The organism is Pseudomonas sp. GR 6-02 (genome assembly GCF_001655615.1).
GTDB lineage: Bacteria > Pseudomonadota > Gammaproteobacteria > Pseudomonadales > Pseudomonadaceae > Aquipseudomonas.
Map to the genome: position 1 here is coordinate 5,771,881 of NZ_CP011567.1, position 23,120 is coordinate 5,795,000.

At 55.1% G+C, this 23,120-nt stretch carries 20 protein-coding genes, 4 tRNA genes and 2 rRNA genes (1 of these 26 running past the window's edge); all 26 read right to left on the reverse strand.

Features of this window, described 5'->3' with window-relative positions; genetic code table 11:
* Window positions 1-16: 16 nt before the first annotated feature.
* Window positions 17-841: a 50S ribosomal protein L2 gene (rplB, locus tag PGR6_RS25650; protein WP_003186055.1), complete on the reverse strand. Its 825-nt coding sequence runs from the start codon at window positions 839-841 to the stop codon at window positions 17-19.
* A gap of 14 nt (window positions 842-855) precedes the next feature.
* On the reverse strand, window positions 856-1,155 hold the full coding sequence (rplW, locus tag PGR6_RS25655; protein WP_002555488.1) for a 50S ribosomal protein L23: 300 nt from the start codon (window positions 1,153-1,155) through the stop codon (window positions 856-858).
* Complete coding sequence (gene rplD, locus PGR6_RS25660; protein ID WP_003228735.1) at window positions 1,152-1,754, reverse strand: 50S ribosomal protein L4; 603 nt, start codon at window positions 1,752-1,754, stop codon at window positions 1,152-1,154. Before rplD ends, rplW begins: the two co-directional genes overlap by 4 nt.
* 12 nt (window positions 1,755-1,766) lie before the next feature.
* On the reverse strand, window positions 1,767-2,402 hold the full coding sequence (gene rplC, locus PGR6_RS25665; protein ID WP_003186059.1) for a 50S ribosomal protein L3: 636 nt from the start codon (window positions 2,400-2,402) through the stop codon (window positions 1,767-1,769).
* A gap of 80 nt (window positions 2,403-2,482) precedes the next feature.
* On the reverse strand, window positions 2,483-2,794 hold the full coding sequence (rpsJ, locus tag PGR6_RS25670) for a 30S ribosomal protein S10 (RefSeq protein ID WP_003186070.1): 312 nt from the start codon (window positions 2,792-2,794) through the stop codon (window positions 2,483-2,485).
* Window positions 2,795-2,952: 158 nt separating this feature from the next.
* Window positions 2,953-4,146: an elongation factor Tu gene (gene tuf, locus PGR6_RS25675; protein ID WP_007933700.1), complete on the reverse strand. Its 1,194-nt coding sequence runs from the start codon at window positions 4,144-4,146 to the stop codon at window positions 2,953-2,955.
* A 30-nt stretch (window positions 4,147-4,176) separates the two neighbouring features.
* Entirely contained in the window at window positions 4,177-6,282 is a 2,106-nt protein-coding gene (fusA, locus tag PGR6_RS25680; protein ID WP_007933703.1) for an elongation factor G, read from the reverse strand.
* 30 nt (window positions 6,283-6,312) lie between these two features.
* On the reverse strand, window positions 6,313-6,783 hold the full coding sequence (rpsG, locus tag PGR6_RS25685; protein WP_002555493.1) for a 30S ribosomal protein S7: 471 nt from the start codon (window positions 6,781-6,783) through the stop codon (window positions 6,313-6,315).
* A 118-nt stretch (window positions 6,784-6,901) separates the two neighbouring features.
* Window positions 6,902-7,273 carry a 30S ribosomal protein S12 gene (rpsL, locus tag PGR6_RS25690; protein ID WP_003186084.1) on the reverse strand — a complete coding sequence of 124 codons (372 nt, stop codon included), beginning with the start codon at window positions 7,271-7,273 and terminating at the stop codon, window positions 6,902-6,904.
* 218 nt (window positions 7,274-7,491) lie between these two features.
* Window positions 7,492-11,691 (reverse strand): DNA-directed RNA polymerase subunit beta', encoded by a 4,200-nt coding sequence (gene rpoC, locus PGR6_RS25695; protein WP_007933713.1) that lies wholly within the window; start codon window positions 11,689-11,691, stop codon window positions 7,492-7,494.
* A 64-nt stretch (window positions 11,692-11,755) separates the two neighbouring features.
* Window positions 11,756-15,829 (reverse strand): DNA-directed RNA polymerase subunit beta, encoded by a 4,074-nt coding sequence (gene rpoB / locus PGR6_RS25700; RefSeq protein WP_018925655.1) that lies wholly within the window; start codon window positions 15,827-15,829, stop codon window positions 11,756-11,758.
* Window positions 15,830-16,049: 220 nt separating this feature from the next.
* Entirely contained in the window at window positions 16,050-16,415 is a 366-nt protein-coding gene (gene rplL / locus PGR6_RS25705; RefSeq protein WP_018925654.1) for a 50S ribosomal protein L7/L12, read from the reverse strand.
* A 78-nt stretch (window positions 16,416-16,493) separates the two neighbouring features.
* Window positions 16,494-16,994, reverse strand: coding sequence for a 50S ribosomal protein L10 (gene rplJ, locus PGR6_RS25710; protein ID WP_018925653.1), 501 nt, complete (start codon window positions 16,992-16,994; stop codon window positions 16,494-16,496).
* A 198-nt stretch (window positions 16,995-17,192) separates the two neighbouring features.
* The gene (gene rplA, locus PGR6_RS25715) at window positions 17,193-17,888 is read right to left on the reverse strand and encodes a 50S ribosomal protein L1 (RefSeq protein ID WP_007933725.1); all 696 of its coding nucleotides are present in this window, start codon (window positions 17,886-17,888) and stop codon (window positions 17,193-17,195) included.
* Complete coding sequence (gene rplK / locus PGR6_RS25720) at window positions 17,888-18,319, reverse strand: 50S ribosomal protein L11 (protein ID WP_007933726.1); 432 nt, start codon at window positions 18,317-18,319, stop codon at window positions 17,888-17,890. Before rplK ends, rplA begins: the two co-directional genes overlap by 1 nt.
* Before the next feature lie 117 nt (window positions 18,320-18,436).
* Window positions 18,437-18,970, reverse strand: coding sequence for a transcription termination/antitermination protein NusG (nusG, locus tag PGR6_RS25725; RefSeq protein WP_007933727.1), 534 nt, complete (start codon window positions 18,968-18,970; stop codon window positions 18,437-18,439).
* Window positions 18,971-18,979: 9 nt separating this feature from the next.
* Window positions 18,980-19,348: a preprotein translocase subunit SecE gene (gene secE / locus PGR6_RS25730; RefSeq protein WP_007933728.1), complete on the reverse strand. Its 369-nt coding sequence runs from the start codon at window positions 19,346-19,348 to the stop codon at window positions 18,980-18,982.
* A 45-nt stretch (window positions 19,349-19,393) separates the two neighbouring features.
* A tRNA-Trp gene (locus tag PGR6_RS25735) sits at window positions 19,394-19,469 on the reverse strand.
* A gap of 174 nt (window positions 19,470-19,643) precedes the next feature.
* Window positions 19,644-19,719: transfer RNA gene (locus PGR6_RS25740), tRNA-Thr, on the reverse strand.
* A gap of 26 nt (window positions 19,720-19,745) precedes the next feature.
* A tRNA-Gly gene (locus PGR6_RS25745) sits at window positions 19,746-19,819 on the reverse strand.
* Window positions 19,820-19,843: 24 nt separating this feature from the next.
* Window positions 19,844-19,928: transfer RNA gene (locus PGR6_RS25750), tRNA-Tyr, on the reverse strand.
* Between the two features lie 143 nt (window positions 19,929-20,071).
* Window positions 20,072-20,512: a hypothetical protein gene (locus PGR6_RS25755; RefSeq protein ID WP_064620713.1), complete on the reverse strand. Its 441-nt coding sequence runs from the start codon at window positions 20,510-20,512 to the stop codon at window positions 20,072-20,074.
* Between the two features lie 7 nt (window positions 20,513-20,519).
* The gene (locus tag PGR6_RS25760; RefSeq protein WP_064620720.1) at window positions 20,520-21,269 is read right to left on the reverse strand and encodes a pantothenate kinase; all 750 of its coding nucleotides are present in this window, start codon (window positions 21,267-21,269) and stop codon (window positions 20,520-20,522) included.
* On the reverse strand, window positions 21,259-22,218 hold the full coding sequence (gene birA, locus PGR6_RS25765) for a bifunctional biotin--[acetyl-CoA-carboxylase] ligase/biotin operon repressor BirA (RefSeq protein ID WP_064620723.1): 960 nt from the start codon (window positions 22,216-22,218) through the stop codon (window positions 21,259-21,261). Before birA ends, PGR6_RS25760 begins: the two co-directional genes overlap by 11 nt.
* A gap of 135 nt (window positions 22,219-22,353) precedes the next feature.
* Window positions 22,354-22,469: ribosomal RNA gene (gene rrf, locus PGR6_RS25770) — 5S ribosomal RNA — on the reverse strand.
* Window positions 22,470-22,624: 155 nt separating this feature from the next.
* A 23S ribosomal RNA gene (locus tag PGR6_RS25775) occupies window positions 22,625-23,120 on the reverse strand; it runs 2,396 nt beyond the window's last position.

Genomic DNA, 23,120 nt, shown 5'->3' on the forward strand with positions numbered 1-23,120 from the left:
TGTCGTATCCCTCTATTTACTTGCGACGACGGACGATCATTTTGTCGGTACGCTTATTACCACGAGTCTTCGCGCCCTTAGTCGGGAAGCCCCATGGCGATACCGGATGACGACCACCAGAGGTACGACCTTCACCACCACCATGTGGGTGGTCAACCGGGTTCATGGCAACACCACGAACGGTTGGGCGAACGCCACGCCAGCGTTTGGCACCAGCTTTACCCAGCGAACGCAGGCTGTGCTCGGAGTTCGAGACTTCGCCCAGGGTCGCGCGGCATTCAGCCAGCACTTTACGCATCTCACCAGAACGCAGACGCAGGGTCACGTAGACACCTTCACGAGCGATCAGCTGAGCCGAAGCACCAGCGGAACGAGCGATTTGCGCGCCTTTACCTGGCTTCAATTCGATGCCGTGTACGGTGCTACCAACTGGAATGTTACGCAGTTGCAGAGCGTTGCCCGGCTTGATCGGCGCCAGAGCACCTGCGATCAGCTGGTCGCCAGCACTCACGCCTTTAGGCGCAATGATGTAGCGACGCTCGCCATCTGCGTACAGCAGCAGAGCGATGTGAGCAGTACGGTTTGGATCGTATTCGATACGCTCAACAGTGGCAGCGATGCCATCTTTGTCGTTGCGACGGAAATCGACCAGACGATAATGCTGCTTATGGCCACCACCGATGTGACGAGTGGTAATACGACCATTGTTGTTACGACCACCAGACTTCGACTTTTTCTCGAGCAGCGGTGCGTGAGGAGCGCCTTTATGCAGCTCCTGGTTGACCACCTTGACCACAAAACGGCGGCCAGGGGAAGTCGGTTTGCATTTAACGATTGCCATGATGCACCCCTTCCTTACTCAGCACTGCTGCTGAAATCGAGATCTTGGCCTGGCTGAAGGGAGATAACTGCCTTCTTCCAGTCATTACGCTTGCCCAGACCGCGAGCAGTGCGCTTGCTCTTACCCAGAACATTCAGGGTAGTAACACGCTCTACTTTCACGCTGAACAGGCTTTCGACGGCCTTCTTGATTTCCAGCTTGGTTGCGTCAGTGGCAACCTTGAAAACGAACTGGCCTTTCTTGTCTGCCAGAACCGTAGCCTTCTCGGAAACGTGCGGGCCAAGCAGAACTTTAAATACGCGTTCCTGGTTCATCCCAGCAGCTCCTCGAATTTCTTCACGGCCGACACGGTGATCAACACCTTGTCGTATGCGATCAGACTAACTGGATCGGAACCTTGCACATCACGTACATCAACGTGCGGCAGGTTACGAGCAGCCAGGTACAGGTTCTGATCAACAGCGTCCGACACGATCAGAACGTCGGTCAGGCTCATGTTGTTCAGTTTGCCCAGCAGGTCTTTGGTTTTCGGCGTTTCAACAGCGAAATCCTGAACTACGACCAGACGATCAGTACGCACCAGCTCAGCAAGGATGGAACGCATTGCTGCGCGATACATCTTCTTGTTCAGCTTCTGGGAGTGATCCTGAGGACGAGCTGCGAAAGTGGTACCGCCGCCACGCCAGATTGGGCTACGGATAGTACCGGCACGAGCACGGCCAGTACCTTTCTGACGCCATGGGCGCTTACCGCCACCACGAACGTCGGAACGGGTCTTTTGCTGCTTGCTACCTTGACGGCCGCCGGCCATGTAGGCCACGACTGCTTGGTGAACCAGCGTCTCGTTGAATTCGCCGCCAAATGTCAGTTCGGAAACTTCGATCGCTTGAGCGTCATTTACATTTAATTGCATGTCAGCTTCCCCTTAACCGCGAGCCTTGGCTGCTGGACGTACAACCAAGTTGCCGCCAGTAGCGCCAGGAACAGCGCCCTTGACCAACAACAGATTGCGTTCAGCGTCCACGCGCACTACTTCGAGGGACTGCACGGTCACGCGCTCAGCGCCCATATGACCGGACATTTTTTTGCCCTTGAATACACGACCAGGAGTCTGGCACTGGCCGATAGAGCCTGGAACGCGGTGGGATACGGAGTTACCGTGGGTGTTATCTTGCCCGCGGAAATTCCAACGCTTGATCGTACCCTGGAAGCCTTTACCTTTGGACTGACCGGTTACATCAACCAGTTGACCAGCAGCGAAGATTTCAGCATTGATCAGATCGCCGGCCTGGTACTCGCCTTCTTCAAGGCGGAATTCCATCACGGTACGACCAGCGGCAACGTTCGCCTTAGCGAAGTGGCCAGCTTGCGCAGCTGTAACACGCGAAGCACGACGCTCGCCTACAGTGACTTGCACTGCACGATAGCCATCGGTCTCTTCAGTTTTGAACTGGGTGACGCGATTCGGCTCGATCTCAATGACCGTGACCGGAATGGAGACACCTTCTTCGGTGAAAATACGGGTCATACCGCATTTACGACCGACTACACCAATAGTCATGTTGTAAACCTCATGAGTGTACGGGGCTTTCACCCGCTATGGCCGCCCATTTCAGAGCGTTACACGACTAAGACCGAGTCTTAGCCGAGGCTGATCTGCACTTCCACACCGGCCGCAAGATCAAGCTTCATAAGAGCATCAACGGTTTTATCCGTTGGCTGGACGATGTCCAGAACGCGCTTATGAGTACGGATCTCGTACTGGTCACGCGCGTCTTTGTTGACGTGCGGGGAGACCAGAACGGTGAACCGCTCTTTACGGGTAGGCAGTGGAATTGGACCACGCACTTGAGCACCAGTACGTTTCGCGGTTTCCACGATTTCCTGGGTGGATTGGTCGATCAGGCGATGGTCAAAAGCCTTCAACCTGATACGGATTTGCTGATTTTGCATTGGATTTCAGACTCCGGCTGCTATTCCCACCGGGCGCAATACGCCCGTTAAAAGGAGGCGCAATTCTATAGACGCCCCCGATAGGTGTCAACCCAATAAAAAAGCCCCCGCTGAGCGGGGGCTTTTTCAAAGCATCGAAGCTATCTCAGAAGAGAAGCTTACTCGATGATTTTAGCTACAACGCCAGCACCAACGGTACGGCCGCCTTCGCGAATAGCGAAACGCAGACCGTCTTCCATTGCGATGGTTTTGATCAGGGTAACAGTCATTTGAATGTTATCGCCTGGCATTACCATTTCAACGCCTTCTGGCAGCTCGCAGTTACCAGTCACGTCAGTAGTACGGAAGTAGAACTGTGGACGGTAGCCTTTGAAGAACGGAGTGTGACGACCGCCTTCTTCTTTGCTCAGAACGTAAACTTCTGCGGTGAACTTGGTGTGCGGCTTAACGGTACCTGGCTTAACCAGAACCTGACCACGCTCCACGTCATCACGCTTGGTGCCGCGCAGCAGCACGCCGCAGTTCTCGCCAGCACGACCTTCGTCGAGCAGTTTGCGGAACATTTCAACACCGGTGCAGGTGGTGACGGTAGTGTCACGCAGACCAACGATTTCCAGTGGATCCTGAACGCGAACGATACCGCGCTCGATACGACCAGTCACAACAGTACCGCGACCCGAGATCGAGAATACGTCTTCGATTGGCATCAGGAACGGCTTGTCAGTCAGACGAACTGGTTCTGGGATGTAGCTGTCCAGAGTTTCAACCAGTTTCTTGACGGCAGTGGTGCCCATCTCGTTATCGTCCAGACCATCCAGCGCCATACGAGCGGAGCCGATGATGATTGGAGTGTCGTCGCCTGGGAAGTCGTAAGTGCTCAGCAGATCGCGCACTTCCATCTCAACCAGTTCCAGCAGCTCAGCGTCGTCTACCAGGTCAGCCTTGTTCAGGAAAACCACGATGTACGGAACGCCTACCTGACGGGACAGCAGGATGTGCTCACGGGTTTGTGGCATCGGACCATCAGCGGCCGAGCAAACCAGGATAGCGCCGTCCATTTGAGCAGCACCGGTGATCATGTTCTTCACATAGTCAGCGTGACCTGGGCAGTCAACGTGAGCGTAGTGACGGATCTTCGAGTTGTACTCAACGTGAGCGGTGTTGATGGTGATACCGCGAGCTTTCTCTTCTGGTGCGCTGTCGATCTTGTCGAAGTCAACACGAGCCGAACCGAAAACTTCGGAGCAGACGCGAGTCAGAGCAGCGGTCAGAGTGGTTTTACCGTGGTCAACGTGACCGATAGTGCCAACGTTGACGTGCGGTAGGGAACGATCAAATTTTTCTTTAGCCACGACAATTAACTCCTTGCCTAAAGGACTGAATCAGCCTTGTTTTTTGGTAACGGTTTCGACGATGTGCGACGGAGCCGTATTGTATTTTTTGAATTCCATAGAGTAGCTTGCGCGACCCTGAGACATGGAACGAACGTCGGTCGCATAACCGAACATCTCGCCCAACGGAACCTCGGCACGAATTACTTTACCGGAAACCGTATCTTCCATACCCAGAATCATGCCGCGACGACGGTTAAGGTCGCCCATCACGTCACCCATATAGTCTTCAGGCGTAACAACCTCTACCGCCATGATCGGCTCAAGCAACTCACCACCACCCTTCTGGGCCAGTTGCTTGGTCGCCATGGAAGCAGCCACCTTAAACGCCATCTCGTTCGAGTCGACGTCGTGGTAAGAACCATCAAACACGGTAGCCTTCAGGCCGATCAGCGGATAGCCGGCAACAACACCGTTCTTCATCTGCTCTTCGATACCCTTCTGGATAGCCGGGATGTATTCCTTAGGAACCACACCACCCACTACTTCGTTCAGGAATTGCAGACCTTCCTGACCTTCGTCAGCAGGTGCAAAACGGATCCAGCAATGACCAAACTGGCCACGACCGCCGGACTGACGAACGAACTTGCCTTCGATTTCGCAGCTCTTCGTGATGCGCTCACGGTACGAAACTTGAGGCTTACCGATGTTGGCTTCGACGTTGAACTCACGGCGCATCCGGTCAACCAGGATGTCCAGGTGCAGCTCGCCCATGCCGGAGATGATCGTTTGACCAGTCTCTTCATCAGTTTTGACGCGGAAAGACGGGTCTTCCTGAGCAAGCTTGCCCAGAGCGATACCCATTTTTTCCTGGTCATCCTTGGTCTTAGGCTCTACAGCAACCGAAATAACCGGCTCCGGGAAGTCCATGCGAACCAGGATGATTGGCTTGTCAGCGTTGCACAAAGTTTCACCAGTGGTGACGTCCTTCATGCCGATCAAGGCCGCGATGTCACCAGCGCGTACTTCCTTGATTTCTTCACGGGCGTTTGCGTGCATTTGCACCATACGACCCACGCGCTCTTTCTTGCCTTTTACCGAGTTGATCACGCCGTCGCCGGAGGCCAACACGCCCGAGTAAACCCGAACAAAGGTCAAGGTACCCACGAATGGGTCGGTAGCGATCTTGAACGCCAGAGCCGCGAAAGGCTCGTCGTCGCTTGCATGACGCTCCATTTCCTCTTCCTCGTTATCCGGGTTGGAACCCTTGATAGCAGGAATGTCGGTAGGAGCAGGCAGGAAGTCGATAACGGCGTCGAGAACCAGGGGAACACCCTTGTTCTTGAAGGAAGAACCGCAAACAGCCAGAACGATCTCACCAGCGATAGTACGCTGACGCAGAGCGGCCTTGATTTCCTCGATGGAGAGCTCTTCCCCTTCGAGATACTTGTTCATCAGCTCTTCGTTGGCTTCGGCCGCAGCCTCGACCATGTTGCTGCGCCACTCTTCAGCCAGCTCTTGCAGCTCGGCAGGAATGTCCTTGCGAACAGGGACCATACCCTTGTCAGAGTCATTCCAGTAGACAGCTTGCATGTTGATCAGATCGATCTGACCCTGGAAGTTGTCTTCGGAACCGATAGCCAACTGGATTGGCACCGGAGTGTGACCCAGACGCTGCTTGATCTGACCGATCACGCGCAGGAAGTTAGCGCCAGCACGGTCCATCTTGTTTACGTAAACAAGACGTGGAACGCCGTACTTGTTGGCCTGACGCCATACGGTTTCCGACTGAGGCTCAACACCCGAAGTACCGCAGAACACAACGACAGCGCCGTCGAGTACGCGCAGGGAGCGTTCAACTTCAATAGTGAAGTCTACGTGGCCCGGGGTATCGATAACGTTGAAACGGTGTTCGTGCGAGTACTGCTTCTCAGAACCTTTCCAGAAGGCGGTGATAGCAGCAGAAGTAATGGTAATACCACGCTCCTGCTCCTGCACCATCCAGTCTGTGGTCGCGGCGCCGTCATGCACCTCGCCCATTTTGTGACTTTTGCCAGTGTAAAAAAGGACGCGCTCGGTGGTGGTGGTTTTACCAGCATCCACGTGAGCAACGATACCGATGTTACGGTAGCGGCTAATCGGAGTAGTACGAGCCATAAAGCCCTCGCAAAATTAGTGAAGCTAAAATTAGAAGCGGTAGTGCGAGAAAGCCTTGTTGGCTTCAGCCATACGGTGCACGTCTTCACGCTTCTTAACAGCAGCACCTTTACCTTCAGCAGCGTCCAACAGTTCGCCAGCCAAACGCAGAGCCATAGACTTCTCGCCGCGCTTACGGGCGAAGTCTACCAACCAGCGCATTGCCAGCGCGTTACGACGGGACGGACGAACTTCGACCGGAACCTGGTAAGTAGCACCGCCTACACGGCGCGACTTTACTTCGACCAGCGGAGCGATGGCGTCGAGAGCTTTCTCGAAGATTTCCAGGGGGTCGCTGTTCTTGCGTTCTTTAACCTTTTCCAGCGCGCCATAAACGATACGCTCGGCAACGGCTTTTTTGCCGCTTTCCATCACGTGGTTCATGAACTTGGCCAGGATTTGGCTTCCGTATTTTGGATCGTCAAGCACTTCGCGCTTGGCTGCTACGCGTCTTCTTGGCATGGATAAGCCCTCAAACGGTCTTCAGGTTCGCTCGGAATCGGTGCCCTTTCGGGACGCCTCCGACCTTACTCTTATCGACTCAGAAAAATAGAAATCGGTTTTTTGCTGCAAGCGACTATTACTTCGGACGCTTGGTACCGTACTTCGAACGACCTTGGTTACGACCTTTAACGCCGGAAGTATCCAAAGAGCCGCGAACGGTGTGGTAACGAACACCTGGCAAGTCTTTTACACGACCGCCGCGGATCAGTACCACGCTGTGCTCTTGCAGGTTGTGGCCTTCACCGCCGATGTACGAGGAAACCTCGAAACCGTTGGTCAGACGCACACGGCATACTTTACGCAGTGCCGAGTTAGGTTTTTTCGGCGTAGTGGTATACACACGGGTGCATACGCCACGACGTTGCGGGCAGTTCTGCAGCGCAGGCACGTCGGATTTCTCGACGATACGCTTACGCGGCTGACGTACCAGCTGGTTGATAGTTGCCATCTACTAGCTCCACTGTTGTCTTGCGACGCTATTGTCTTGCAAGAAAAGCAAAATGGCAGGAACGAATCCCCGCCAAATTTAGGGGTACAAGAGTCTAAAGAGGATCTTGCCCCCAGTCAAGGCAAGGCCCCGAGCTCTCCCCCCATCCAACCTCGACAAATTGTCTCGACTGGATGAACGGAGCGATCAGGGCCTGCACTCATTTACTACCGCAGAACTCAGTTACCGCTCGAGTTCAGCGCTTCGGTCAGTGCAGCTTCCACTTCACTGGCGCTCACGCGCAACGGTTTGTCAGCATCACGGCGGCGCTTGCGCTCGCTGTGATAAGCCAGACCGGTACCGGCCGGGATCAGACGACCCACGACCACGTTTTCTTTCAGGCCGCGCAGGTAATCGCGCTTGCCGGTTACCGCCGCCTCGGTCAGTACGCGAGTGGTTTCCTGGAAGGAAGCCGCCGAGATGAACGATTCGGTGGACAACGACGCCTTGGTGATACCCAGCAGAACACGAGTGAACTTGGAGACAAATTTGTCTTCATTGCTCAGACGCTCGTTCTCTACCAGCACGTGAGTCAATTCCATCTGGTCGCCCTTGATGAAACTGGAATCGCCGGATTCAGCGATCTCAACTTTACGCAGCATCTGACGCAGGATGGTCTCGATGTGCTTGTCGTTGATCTTCACGCCTTGCAGACGGTAAACGTCCTGGATCTCGTTCACGATGTACTTGGCCAGCGCACTCACACCCAGCAGACGCAGGATGTCGTGTGGATCGCTCGGACCGTCGGAGATAACTTCGCCGCGGTTTACCTGTTCGCCTTCGAAGACGTTCAGGTGACGCCACTTCGGAATCAGCTCTTCGTACGGATCGCTACCGTCGTTCGGGGTGATAACCAGACGGCGCTTGCCTTTGGTCTCTTTACCGAACGCGATGGTGCCGCTGACTTCAGCCAGAATCGAGGCTTCTTTCGGACGACGGGCTTCGAACAAGTCGGCAACACGCGGCAGACCACCGGTGATGTCACGGGTCTTCGAAGTCTCTTGCGGAATACGAGCGATAACATCACCGATCGCGATTTTCGCACCGTCCGCTACACCGACCAGGGCGTTAGCAGGCAGGAAGTACTGAGCAATTACGTCGGTACCCGGCAGCAAGAGATCCTTGCCGTTGTCATCAACCATCTTCACAGCAGGACGGATATCTTTACCGGCAGCTGGACGGTCTTTGGCGTCGAGTACTTCAATGTTGGTCATACCGGTCAATTCGTCAGTCTGACGCTTGATCGTGATGCCTTCTTCCATGCCCACGTAGGTCACGGTACCTTTCATTTCGGTAACGATTGGGTGAGTGTGCGGATCCCACTTGGCCACGATTGCGCCAGCGTCGACCTTGTCACCTTCTTTAACCGAAATCACAGCACCGTACGGCAGCTTGTAGCGCTCACGCTCACGACCGAAGTCATCAGCGATTGCCAGCTCACCGGAACGGGACACAGCAACCAGGCAACCGTCCACTCGCTCAACGTGCTTCAGGTTATGCAGACGGACGGTACCGCCATTCTTCACCTGAACGCTGTCGGCTGCGGAGGTCCGGCTTGCCGCACCACCGATGTGGAACGTACGCATGGTCAGCTGGGTACCCGGCTCACCGATGGACTGGGCAGCGATAACGCCGACCGCTTCACCGATGTTCACCTGGTGACCACGAGCCAAGTCACGGCCGTAGCACTTGGCGCAAATGCCGTAGCGGGTTTCGCAGCTGATCGGCGAACGCACGATCACTTCGTCGATGCTGTTCAGCTCGATGAACTCGACCCACTTCTCGTCTACCAGAGTGCCGGCAGGAACGATAACTTCCTCGGTACCTGGCTTGAATACGTCACGGGCAATGACACGACCCAATACGCGCTCACCCAACGGCTCAACAACGTCACCGCCTTCAATGTGCGGAGTCATTACCAGGCCATGTTCGGTACCGCAATCGATCTCGGTCACAACCAGATCCTGCGCCACGTCTACCAGACGACGAGTCAGGTAACCGGAGTTCGCAGTTTTCAACGCGGTATCCGCCAGACCTTTACGAGCACCGTGAGTAGAGATGAAGTACTGAAGTACGCTCAAACCTTCACGGAAGTTCGCAGTAATCGGCGTTTCGATGATGGAACCGTCCGGCTTGGCCATCAGGCCACGCATACCGGCGAGCTGACGGATCTGCGCAGCAGAACCCCGTGCGCCCGAGTCGGCCATCATGTACATCGAGTTGAAGGATTCCTGGTCAACTTCGACGCCATGGCGGTCAATGACTTTCTCTTTCGAGAGGTTGGCCATCATCGCCTTGGATACTTCGTCGTTCGCCTTGGACCAAAGGTCGATCACTTTGTTGTACTTCTCGCCCTGGGTTACCAGGCCGGAGGCGTACTGACTTTCGATCTCTTTCACTTCGTCGGTGGCGGCACCGATGATGCGGGCTTTTTCATCCGGGATAACGAAGTCGTTAACACCGATGGAAACGCCGGAGATGGTCGAATAGGCAAAACCGGTGTACATCAACTGGTCAGCGAAGATCACGGTCTCTTTCAAACCAACCACGCGGTAGCACTGGTTGATCAGCTTGGAGATCGCTTTCTTTTTCATCGGCAGGTTGACGACGTCGAAGGACAGACCTTTTGGCACAACCTGGAACAACAGCGCACGGCCGACGGTAGTGTCGACGATACGAGTGTTGGTCACGCTGCCGCCATCACGATCGTTCACGGTTTCGTTGATCCGTACCTTGACCTTGGCGTGCAGCGCGGCTTCGCCGGCACGGAACACACGGTCAACTTCCTGCAGATCCGCGAACACACGACCTTCGCCTTTGGCGTTGATCGCTTCACGAGTCATGTAGTACAGACCCAATACAACGTCCTGCGAAGGAACGATGATTGGCTCACCGTTGGCTGGCGACAGAATGTTGTTGGTCGACATCATCAACGCACGCGCTTCCAGCTGGGCTTCCAGCGTCAGCGGTACGTGCACGGCCATTTGGTCGCCGTCGAAGTCGGCGTTGTACGCAGCACAGACCAGAGGGTGCAGCTGGATAGCCTTACCTTCGATCAGTACCGGTTCAAACGCCTGGATACCCAGACGGTGAAGGGTCGGTGCACGGTTGAGGAGAACCGGGTGTTCGCGAATCACTTCAGCGAGAACGTCCCAAACCTCTGGCAGCTCACGCTCAACCATCTTCTTGGCCGCTTTGATGGTGGTAGCAAGACCACGCATTTCCAGCTTGCCGAAAATGAACGGCTTGAACAGCTCGAGAGCCATCTTCTTCGGCAGACCGCACTGGTGCAGACGCAGGGTCGGACCTACGGTAATTACCGAACGACCGGAGTAGTCAACACGCTTACCGAGCAAGTTCTGACGGAAACGACCTTGCTTACCCTTGATCATGTCAGCCAGGGATTTCAGAGGACGCTTGTTGGAACCGGTGATAGCGCGGCCACGACGACCGTTGTCGAGCAGTGCGTCGACGGCTTCCTGCAACATACGCTTTTCGTTGCGCACGATGATGTCCGGAGCGGACAGATCAAGCAGGCGCTTCAAACGGTTGTTACGGTTGATCACTCGACGATACAGATCGTTGAGGTCGGAAGTCGCGAAACGACCGCCATCCAATGGGACCAGTGGACGCAGATCTGGCGGCAGAACCGGCAGAACGGTCAGCACCATCCACTCTGGCAGGTTGCCGGAACCCTGGAAGGCTTCCATCAACTTCAGACGCTTGGACAGCTTTTTGATTTTGGTTTCGGAGTTGGTTTGCGGAATCTCTTCACGCAGACGGCCAATCTCGTGTTCCAGGTCGATAGCGTGCAGCAGTTCACGGACAGCTTCGGCACCCATGCGGGCATCGAAATCGTCGCCGAACTCTTCCAGCGCTTCGAAGTACTGCTCGTCGTTGAGCAGCTGACCCTTTTCAAGGGTGGTCATGCCTGGATCGATAACGACGTAGCTCTCGAAGTAGAGAACGCGCTCGATATCACGCAGGGTCATGTCCATCAGCAAACCGATACGGGACGGCAGCGATTTCAGGAACCAGATGTGGGCTACTGGCGAGGCCAGCTCGATGTGCGCCATGCGCTCACGACGAACTTTTGCCAGCGCGACTTCAACGCCGCACTTCTCGCAGATCACACCACGGTGCTTCAAGCGCTTGTACTTACCGCACAGGCACTCGTAATCCTTTACCGGGCCAAAGATCTTGGCGCAGAACAGGCCGTCACGCTCAGGTTTGAACGTACGGTAGTTGATGGTTTCCGGCTTTTTAACTTCACCGAACGACCACGAACGGATCATCTCAGGCGATGCCAATCCAATACGGATGGCGTCGAACTCTTCGACTTGACCCTGGTTTTTCAGCAAATTCAGTAGGTCTTTCAAGGCCTTTCCTCCTGGCGGAGCAGAGAGCGGGCAATCCTGCCCCGCTCTCGATTCGCGTCACGTGTTATTCGGTTTCCAGATCGATATCGATGCCGAGGGAACGAATTTCCTTGATCAACACGTTGAAGGACTCGGGCATGCCCGGCTCCATACGGTGATCGCCGTCCACGATGTTTTTGTACATCTTGGTCCGGCCGTTCACATCGTCCGACTTCACTGTGAGCATTTCTTGCAGAGTGTAAGCAGCACCGTATGCTTCCAGTGCCCAGACCTCCATCTCCCCGAAACGCTGACCACCGAACTGCGCCTTACCACCCAGCGGCTGCTGGGTAACCAGGCTGTACGAACCGGTAGAACGAGCGTGCATCTTGTCGTCTACCAAGTGGTTCAGCTTCAGCATGTACATGTAGCCAACAGTAACCGGGCGCTCGAACTTGTTGCCGGTACGGCCGTCGGTCAGCTGCATCTGGCCGCTTTCTGGCAGGTCTGCCAGTTTCAGCATGGCCTTGATTTCGCTTTCCTTGGCGCCGTCGAACACTGGAGTGGCCATTGGAACGCCGCCACGCAGGTTCTTCGCCAGATCCAGAATTTCCTGGTCGGAGAAGCTATCCAGATCTTCGTTACGACCGCCGATCTGGTTGTAGATCTCGTCCAGGAAGGTGCGAAGTTCAGCAACCTTACGCTGCTCTTCGACCATCCGGTTGATCTTCTCGCCCAGACCTTTGGCCGCGAGGCCCAGGTGGGTTTCAAGGATCTGACCAACGTTCATACGCGAAGGTACGCCCAACGGGTTGAGGACGACGTCGACCGGGGTGCCATTGGCATCGTGCGGCATGTCTTCAACCGGCATGATCACGGAGACCACACCCTTGTTACCGTGACGACCGGCCATCTTGTCGCCCGGCTGGATGCGGCGACGGATTGCCAGGTAAACCTTGACGATTTTCAGCACGCCTGGAGCCAGGTCATCGCCCTGCTGCAGCTTGCGCTTCTTGTCTTCGAACTTGTCGTCCAGCAGACGGCGGCGATCAACGATGTAGGCCTGAGCCTTCTCGAGCTGCTCGTTCAGAGCATCTTCAGCCATGCGCAGCTTGAACCACTGGCCGTGCTCAAGACCGTCGAGAACTTCGTCGGTGATTTCCTGACCTTTCTTCAGACCGGCGCCGCCTTCGGCTTTGTGGCCGACCAGAGCGGAACGCAGACGTTCGAAAGTAGCGCCTTCAACGATACGGAACTCTTCGTTCAGGTCCTTGCGGATCTCGTCGAGTTGAGTCTTCTCGATCGACAGTGCACGAGCATCACGCTCAACGCCGTCACGAGTGAAGACCTGTACGTCGATGACAGTACCCTTGGTGCCGGTAGGCACACGCAGGGAGGTGTCTTTAACGTCGCTGGCTTTTTCACCGAAGATCGCACGCAGCAGTTTTTCTTCCGGAGTCAGTTGGGTCTCGCCTTTCGGAGTGACCTTACCTACCAGGATGTCGCCTGCGCCTACTTCAGCACCTACGTAAACGATACCGGCTTCGTCCAGCTTGTTCAGTGCAGCTTCACCCACGTTCGGGATGTCTGCAGTGATTTCCTCTGGCCCAAGCTTGGTGTCACGCGCCACACAGGTCAATTCCTGGATGTGGATCGTGGTGAAACGGTCTTCCTGAACAACACGCTCGGACAGGCAGATGGAGTCTTCGAAGTTGAAGCCGTTCCATGCCATGAACGCGATGCGCATGTTCTGACCCAGAGCCAGTTCACCCATATCGGTGGACGGACCGTCGGCCATGATGTCGCTGCGCTGAACCCGATCACCTTTGCTCACCAGCGGACGCTGGTTGATGCAGGTGTTCTGGTTGGAGCGGGTGTACTTGGTCAGGTTGTAGATGTCGACACCAGCTTCGCCGGTTTCAACTTCATCATCAGCAACACGAACCACGATACGGCTGGCGTCGACGGAATCGATCACGCCGCCACGACGAGCCACGACGCAAACGCCGGAGTCGCGAGCCACGTTACGTTCCATGCCGGTACCTACCAGCGGCTTGTCAGCACGCAGGGTTGGTACAGCTTGACGCTGCATGTTCGAACCCATCAACGCACGGTTGGCGTCGTCGTGCTCGAGGAACGGGATCAGCGACGCAGCAACCGAAACTACCTGCTTCGGCGACACGTCCATCAAGGTGACATCTTCCGGCGCCTTGACGGTGAACTCGTTCAAGTGACGAACAGCTACCAGCTCGTCGATCAGGACTTTCTTGTCGTTCATCGTGGCCGAAGCCTGAGCGATCACGTGATCAGCTTCTTCGATGGCGGACAGGAAAACGATCTCGTCGGTGACCAGAGCGTCTTTCACCACGCGGTACGGGCTCTCGAGGAAGCCGTACTGGTTGGTGCGCGCATAGGCGGCCAGGGAGTTGATCAGACCGATGTTCGGACCTTCCGGCGTTTCAATCGGGCATACACGACCGTAGTGAGTCGGGTGTACGTCACGGACTTCGAAGCCTGCACGTTCGCGAGTCAAACCGCCTGGGCCGAGTGCAGAGACACGACGCTTGTGGGTGATCTCGGACAGCGGGTTGTTCTGGTCCATGAACTGGGACAGCTGACTGGAACCGAAGAACTCTTTCACCGCCGCAGCCACTGGCTTGGCGTTGATCAGGTCTTGCGGCATCAGGCCTTCGCTTTCAGCCATCGACAGACGCTCTTTGACCGCACGCTCAACACGTACCAGGCCAACGCGGAACTGGTTCTCGGCCATTTCGCCTACGCAGCGAACACGACGGTTACCCAGGTGGTCGATGTCATCGACGATGCCTTTACCGTTACGGATGTCGACCAGAGTCTTCAGAACCGCGACGATGTCTTCTTTGCACAACACGCCCGAACCTTCGATCTCGGTACGACCGATACGACGGTTGAACTTCATCCGGCCGACCGCAGACAGGTCATAGCGCTCAGGACTGAAGAACAGGTTGTTGAACAGTGTCTCGGCAGCGTCCTTGGTTGGCGGCTCGCCTGGACGCATCATGCGATAGATCTCGACCAGCGCTTCCAATTGGTTGCTGGTGGAGTCGATCTTCAGGGTGTCGGAGACGAACGGACCGCAGTCGATATCGTTGGTGTACAGAGTTTCGATGCGAACAACGCCCGCCTTGGCAATTTTTGCCAGGATTTCGGTGTTCAGCTCGGTGTTGCACTCTGCCAGGATTTCGCCGGTAGCCGGATGCACGATGACCTTGGCGGTAGTGCGACCCAGGACGTAGTCCAGAGGCACTTGCAGCTCTTTGATCCCGGCTTTTTCCAGCTGGTTGATGTGGCGAGCGGTGATACGACGACCTTGCTCGACAATAACCTTGCCTTTGTCATCCTGAATATCGAGGACAGCAATTTCACCACGCAGGCGCTGAGGCACCAGTTCCAGGCTGAGGTTTTCACCCTGCACATGGAAGACGTTGGTGGTGTAGAACGCGTCCAGCACTTCTTCAGTGGTATAGCCCAGCGCGCGCAGCAGTACCGATGCAGGCAGCTTGCGGCGACGGTCGATACGCACAAATACGCAATCTTTCGGGTCGAACTCGAAGTCCAGCCACGAACCGCGGTAAGGAATGATGCGCGCGGAGTACAGCAGTTTGCCGGAGCTGTGCGTCTTGCCACGGTCGTGGTCGAAGAACACGCCCGGGGAACGGTGCAGCTGGGAAACGATTACACGCTCGGTACCGTTGATTACGAAGGTACCGTTCTCAGTCATCAGGGGGATTTCACCCATGTAGACTTCTTGCTCTTTGATGTCCTTGATCGCTTTGTTCGACGATTCTTTGTCGAAAATGATCAGGCGCACTTTTACCCGCAAAGGTACGGCGTAAGTTACACCGCGCAATACGCATTCTTTGACATCAAATGCCGGTTCGCCCAGGCGATAACCGACGTACTCCAGCGCAGCATTGCCGGAGTAGCTGATGATCGGGAAAACGGATTTGAAGGCCGCATGCAGGCCCACGTCGCGGAACTGATCTTTAGTCGCTCCCGCTTGCAAGAATTCACGATACGAATCCAGCTGGATGGCCAGGAGGTACGGCACATCCATGACGTCCGGCAACTTGCTAAAGTCCTTGCGGATACGTTTTTTCTCAGTATATGAGTAAGCCATCAGCGTTCCCCAGCTTGGTCACCTGCTTGTTTGGCCCCTCCCGACGGGAGCAGCCAGAAAATCGTGCAAACCCCATGGTTTGCGCCACCACATCGGGTGGATACAGCTCGTTACCAGCACCGACCCAGTCGGCTGCCAATAACGGAAAAAGGCCGGTGGCAAGAGCCACCAGCCATCAGCCTTTCGCTTAACGCTCGGGCTGGAGGAGCAAAGTCGATGCTTATTTCAGCTCGACTTTAGCGCCTGCTTCTTCCAGAGCTGCTTTGGCTTTGTCAGCTGCGTCTTTGGCAACAGCTTCCAGAACCATGGCAGGAGCGCCGTCAACTACAGCCTTGGCTTCTTTCAGGCCCAGACCGGTCAGTTCACGTACAGCCTTGATCACGTTAACTTTCTTCTCGCCAGCTTCGGTCAGCATGACGTTGAATTCAGTTTGCTCTTCAACAACAGCGGCAGCAGCAGCTGGACCAGCAGCAGCAACAGCAGCGGTAACGCCGAAGGTTTCTTCCATTGCTTTGATCAGCTCAACAACTTCCAGAACGGTTTTCTGGCCGATTGCTTCGATGATTTGTTCGTTAGTCAGAGACATGACTTGAATCCTGTATTGGGGTGACAGCTTACGCAGCCATCAAATTAAACATATGATTTTGAAAGGTCTCGCTGTGCCTTAGGCAGCAGCAGCTTCTTTCTGGTCGCGAACGGCTGCCAGGGTACGAGCCAGCTTGCTGGTAGCGCCTTGGATCACGCTCATCAGTTTCGCAATAGCTTCGTCGCGGGTCGGCAGGGTAGCCAACACGTCGATCTGGTTAGCGGCAAGGAACTTGCCATCAAACGCAGCTGCCTTGATCTCGAACTTGTCCTGACCCTTGGCGAACTCTTTGAAAATCCGGGCAGCAGCGCCTGGATGTTCTTTGGAGAATGCAATCAGGGTAGGGCCGGTGAACACGTCGTTGAGGACACTGAATTCAGTGTCAGCAACAGCGCGCTTGAGCAGGGTGTTACGTACGACACGTACATAAACGCCAGCTTCACGAGCCTCTTTACGGAGTCCGGTCATCGCGCCTACTGTTACGCCACGGGCATCAGCCACGACAGCGGACAGAGCGACTTTGGCAGCCTCGTTGACTTCAGCGACGATGGCCTTCTTGTCTTCGAGTTTAATTGCCACGGGTTTAACTCCTGCTTGTTACCGTTTCATCCAGTCGAAACCGGATGTCGTTTTGGTGTCTGATTCGGTAAGGAACCGGGAGCACCATCTGCGTAGGCTTGAGGTTTAAGACTTGCGTCGCCTACGGTCTTGGATAGCCCCCGCCAGGCAGGGACCCCAATCTTTCAATTGGCGCAATTACTTGCGCCAACCTGCGTCTTACGCGTCGAGCGAACCCTGGTCGATGACCAGACCTGGGCCCATAGTAGTGCTCAGGGTAACGCGCTTGACGTAAATACCTTTCGAGGAAGCTGGCTTGATACGCTTCAGATCAGCGATCAGGGCTTCAACGTTTTCCTTCAGCTTGACGGCATCGAAGCCGACTTTGCCAACGGAAGTGTGGATGATGCCGTTTTTGTCGGTGCGATAACGAACCTGACCAGCCTTGGCGTTTTTAACCGCGGTAGCTACGTCTGGAGTTACTGTGCCGACTTTAGGGTTAGGCATCAGACCACGTGGACCGAGGATCTGACCCAACTGACCTACAACGCGCATTGCATCCGGGGATGCGATCACTACGTCATAGTTCAGGTCGCCGCCTTTCATTTCGGCAGCCAGGTCGTCCATACCTACACGGTCAGCGCCGGCAGCCAGAGCGGCCTCGGCAGCTGGACCCTGAGTGAACACAGCAACGCGAACGGTCTTGCCGGTACCGTGCGGCAGCACGGTAGCGCTACGAACGACCTGGTCGGATTTACGCGGGTCAACACCCAGGTTCACAGCTACGTCGAACGACTCGCTGAACTTGACAGTCGACAGCTCGGACAGCAGAGCAGCAGCGTCTACAAAGTTGTAGGCCTTGCCTGCTTCGATTTTGCCGGCGATAGCCTTTTGACGCTTGGTCAGCTTAGCCATTACACACCCTCCACGTTAAGGCCCATGCTACGAGCAGAACCGGCGATAGTACGCACGGCTGCTTCCATATCAGCTGCAGTCAGATCCGCGTTTTTGGTTTTCGCGATTTCTTCCAGCTGAGCACGAGTCACAGTGCCAACCTTAACGGTGTTCGGACGAGCGGAACCGCTAGTCAGACCAGCCGCCTTCTTCAGCAGAACCGAAGCAGGAGTGGATTTGGTTTCGAACGTGAAGCTACGGTCGCTGTAGACAGTGATGATCACTGGAGTCGGCAGACCTGGCTCAAGACCCTGAGTACGGGCGTTGAAAGCCTTGCAGAATTCCATGATGTTCACGCCGTGCTGACCCAGAGCAGGACCAACAGGTGGGCTTGGGTTAGCCTGAGCGGCCTTCACTTGCAGCTTGATGTAAGCGGTAATCTTCTTGGCCATGAGGCACTCCAATTACGGGTTCAAACGCCTCGAAAGGCTCCCCGGTTACTTGCGCGTTTATCCCAGTGACGACAAAACCCCACAGCCTAGGGCTGCGGGGTTGGGATGCTTGCTCAGCTAGACCTTTTCGACCTGACTGAACTCCAACTCTACCGGAGTAGAGCGACCGAAAATGAGCACCGCCACTTGGATCCGGCTCTTTTCGTAGTTAACCTCTTCAACCGTGCCGGTAAAATCGGCAAACGGCCCGTCGTTGACACGTACCGACTCACCCGGCTCGAACAACGTCTTCGGCTTCGGCTTGTCGCTACCATCAGCAACGCGACGCAGAATCGCTTCTGCTTCTTTATCTGTGATTGGTGCAGGCTTGTCGGCAGTACCACCGATGAAGCCCATCACCCGAGGAGTATCCTTGACCAAGTGCCAAGTACCCTCGTTCATGTCCATCTGAACCAGCACATAACCAGGGAAGAATTTGCGTTCGCTTTTGCGCTTCTGGCCATTACGCATCTCAACCACTTCTTCAGTGGGAACCAGAATTTCGCCGAAGCCATCTTCCATGCCAGCCAGCTTTACGCGCTCGATCAACGAACGCATGACATGCTTCTCGTAACCGGAGTAAGCATGCACAACGTACCAACGCTTAGCCACGGGACACCCTTAGCCGACGATCAAGGAAACAAGCCAACCGAGCAGGGAATCAAGCCCCCACAACAGCAACGCCATAACCAGAACAACAGCCACAACGATCAACGTGGTCTGCGTAGTTTCTTGGCGAGTTGGCCAAACGACTTTACGAATCTCGGTGCGCGCTTCCTTAACCAGTACAAAGAAAGACTTGCCCTTAACCGTCTGCAGGCCTACAAAGGCAGCTACAGCAGCAATGACCAGCAAAGCGAGCACGCGGTACAGGATCGGCGAAGCAGAGTAATACTGATTGCCAACAACGCCAACAATCACCAAAGCAACTACTACCAGCCACTTGAGTAGATCGAAGCGAGAGCCTTGAGCTTCAGCTTTAGGAGTCATCTATGAAGATCCTGTGAAAAGAAAGCCAGACACACCTGGTGAATCTGGCAGGTCAGGAGGGAATCGAACCCCCAACCTACGGTTTTGGAGACCGTCGCTCTGCCAATTGAGCTACTGACCTAAAACAAAATCAGGCCGACCATTATGCCGGCCCGAAAAAGACTTTACAACAATTTACTCATCGATCCTGGCCATGCACACCAGCACCAAAGATGCACAACACCCTCTCAGGCAACAACGCGCATCTACAAGCCATTAAAACAAAGGCAGATATTTTCATATCTGCCTTGTTATATGGAGCTCTTGAGCGGATTTGAACCGCTGACCTCACCCTTACCAAGGGTGTGCTCTACCAACTGAGCTACAAGAGCGTAACACTTTGCAGGACCTGCAAACCTGGAGCGGGTAGCGGGAATCGAACCCGCATCATCAGCTTGGAAGGCTGAGGTTCTACCACTAAACTATACCCGCGGAGCTTGCAGCTCTCGCTAAAAATGGTGGAGGGGGAAGGATTCGAACCTTCGAAGTCGTAGACGTCAGATTTACAGTCTGATCCCTTTGGCCGCTCGGGAACCCCTCCTAAGCGAGCCGGCATTCTATACTATGCCAGCCTTCTGTCAAGCATTTTCTCATTAAAAACCTGAGGTTAGCTGCGTTGACCTCGCTTCGCACCGTCAACCTTTAAAAGGTCTTCACTGCGAAGCGGGCGCCATTCTATGCAAACTATTCGACAGGTGCAACCCCCTCACACGGCATTATTTTATGTTTTAACTCGTTGAATTCTTTAGAAAGGCTTTGCAACTGCAAGTCATCCAGCAAACGCCGGCTTTCCGGCGCCACACGCACCCAGTAACCCGCATATTCAGGGAGATCCTTCGGCAAGGGCTGAAACTTGATGTCCATGCCACTCAATCGATGCTCGATTGCCTGAGCGACTTCCTGCCGGGCAGAACCGCCCAGATAGAGACAACTGCTTTCTGTCTGCGTGGATTTTCCTTTATCTCGGGTCGTATCAGTCGCCTCACTCAACAAACGAATGTCCTGCTGAGAGCCCCGATACATACTCAAGGGGGTCACATCCTTCGCGCGAAGCGGGGCCTCCTGTTGGTGCCAGACGTAATAGAACACATTGAGAACAAGCAGCAGCAGGAACAACCAACGCATAAAAACCTCAAGACAAGGGACACGCCATAGCCAACCCTACAAACACCAGATCTGGAACCACCCTGGCCCCAGGCACAATCTCGGAGACCAGATCAGCATCTCCTCCTGTGAGGAATACAGCGAAATCCTCCCCCCAATAACTGCGCGCCAAATCTAGCTGAGCCTGAACAAAGCCCCTCAACATCAGCACACAACCTCGCTCGACCGCCTCGACGGTAGTACGCCCAGGAACAAGACTCTCCAAAGCACGCTCGGCAGCAAGGTCGCCATAGCGGATTCTACGGGTATGAGTACGCAACTGGTTACGCATTAAGGGCATTCCCGGACAGATGAAGCCTCCAAGATGCTCGCCATCCCTAGCGACAAAATCAGCAGTGACCGCGGTACCGAAGTCGAGCACCAGACAAGCACCTGAAGCCAGGTGAAATCCTCCGAGCATTGCAAGCCAGCGATCAAGTCCTAGCCGCTCGAACTCTTCATAGCCATTACGAACCCCGGACATTTCGCGAGCCGGTGTGGCACACACCACGGAAACGCCGAAAGCCTCTGTCAACGAAGAGATCAAGGCTCCGGTTTCTTCAGCGGTTCTGACACTCACTAACCGACAATGCTTGAGAGCGAGCCCCTTGAGCCCCTTCAAACTCTCAAGCAGCGCGAGATCCGAATCAACGACACCCTCACCAACCACCCGCCCGACATCCGCGCCGAGCACACGCCACTTGATGAAACTGTTTCCACAATCGAGCTCAAGAATCATCACGCAACCTCAGGCTGAGCTCACCACCACTAAAGACTTTTTCCACGCCATCCACCTTCAAGCGCAAGGCACCCTGACCATCGATACCCAACACCTCTCCATCTATCTGACTAGCTCCAGCAATCAACGACACGGCGCGCCCCTGCCATAGATGATTTTGCTCCCACTCCGCCCGGATAGCCGGAAATCCGTCGACCTGGTGGCGACTCAAGTAGGCCCGGAGCATCACCCCCAACTTCGCAACCAGGTGATTGCGATCAACCGCCTTGCCCGACTCGAGCTGCATGGACGTCCACTGCTGGTCAACCTCATCAGTCATCTGCATGTTCACATTGATCCCGACACCGATCACTACGTGACACACATCTGCAGGATCGCCCACTAATTCGAGCAATATTCCAGCAATTTTTTTCTGACCAACCAGAACATCATTGGGCCACTTCAACCCCGCGCCTGAAATACCAAGCTCTCGCAAGGCCTGCAGTACGGCGAGCCCAACAACTAGACTCAAGCCTTCCAGCTGCCGCATCCCACCCTCAATGCGCAACACCAAGCTGTAATAGATGTTTTCTGCGAACGGACTCACCCACTTGCGTCCACGCCGTCCGCGACCGGCCGTTTGCCGCTCGGCAAGCACCAGAAATGGCGCGATCTGGCCACGCTCGATAGCGCGCAAGGCTTCAGCATTGGTAGAGTCAATTGAGTCGAGGACCAGGATGGGCCACTCACAGGAAGGCTCACGCGCGCATATCTCGACAGGGTCAAGCAGCGTCAATGGCGCAGCCAGCTGATAGCCGCGACCGCGCACTTTATGAATGGATAAGCCGAGCTCAGCCTCCAAATGCTGAAGCTGCTTCCATACAGCGCTACGACTGACGCCCAAGGCGACGCCCAGGGCCTGGCCCGAATGGAATCGGCCATCCTTAAGAAGCTTTAACAACGTCAGCATGCAAGTCTCGCCTCACAATGAGGCCCGCATGATAGCCATGCACCGAGCAGTTGCATAGAAACCCTAAACGTCAGTTTTCCTGCGGGCAAAACAAAACCCCTACCTGCATACGCAGATAGGGGTTTCGGAATTTAATCTTGACGATGACCTACTCTCACATGGGGAAACCCCACACTACCATCGGCGATGCATCGTTTCACTTCTGAGTTCGGGATGGGATCAGGTGGTTCCAATGCTCTATGGTCGTCAAGAAATTCGGGTACCGAACCGTCTTTCGACGCTTCAGCAAATTGGGTATGCGATAGTTTCTGCGGTTTTTGTGAATGCTTGCGAACTTTCGGTTCATTGCGTCTTCACACACCGCAATCTGGTGTCCTTTCGGATCAGCAAATTGCTTGGGTGTTATATGGTCAAGCCTCACGGGCAATTAGTATTGGTTAGCTCAACGCCTCACAGCGCTTACACACCCAACCTATCAACGTCGTAGTCTTCGACGGCCCTTCAGGGGACTCAAGGTCCCAGTGAGATCTCATCTTGAGGCTAGTTTCCCGCTTAGATGCTTTCAGCGGTTATCTATTCCGAACATAGCTACCCGGCAATGCCACTGGCGTGACAACCGGAACACCAGAGGTTCGTCCACTCCGGTCCTCTCGTACTAGGAGCAGCCCCTCTCAAATCTCAAACGTCCACGGCAGATAGGGACCGAACTGTCTCACGACGTTCTAAACCCAGCTCGCGTACCACTTTAAATGGCGAACAGCCATACCCTTGGGACCGGCTTCAGCCCCAGGATGTGATGAGCCGACATCGAGGTGCCAAACACCGCCGTCGATATGAACTCTTGGGCGGTATCAGCCTGTTATCCCCGGAGTACCTTTTATCCGTTGAGCGATGGCCCTTCC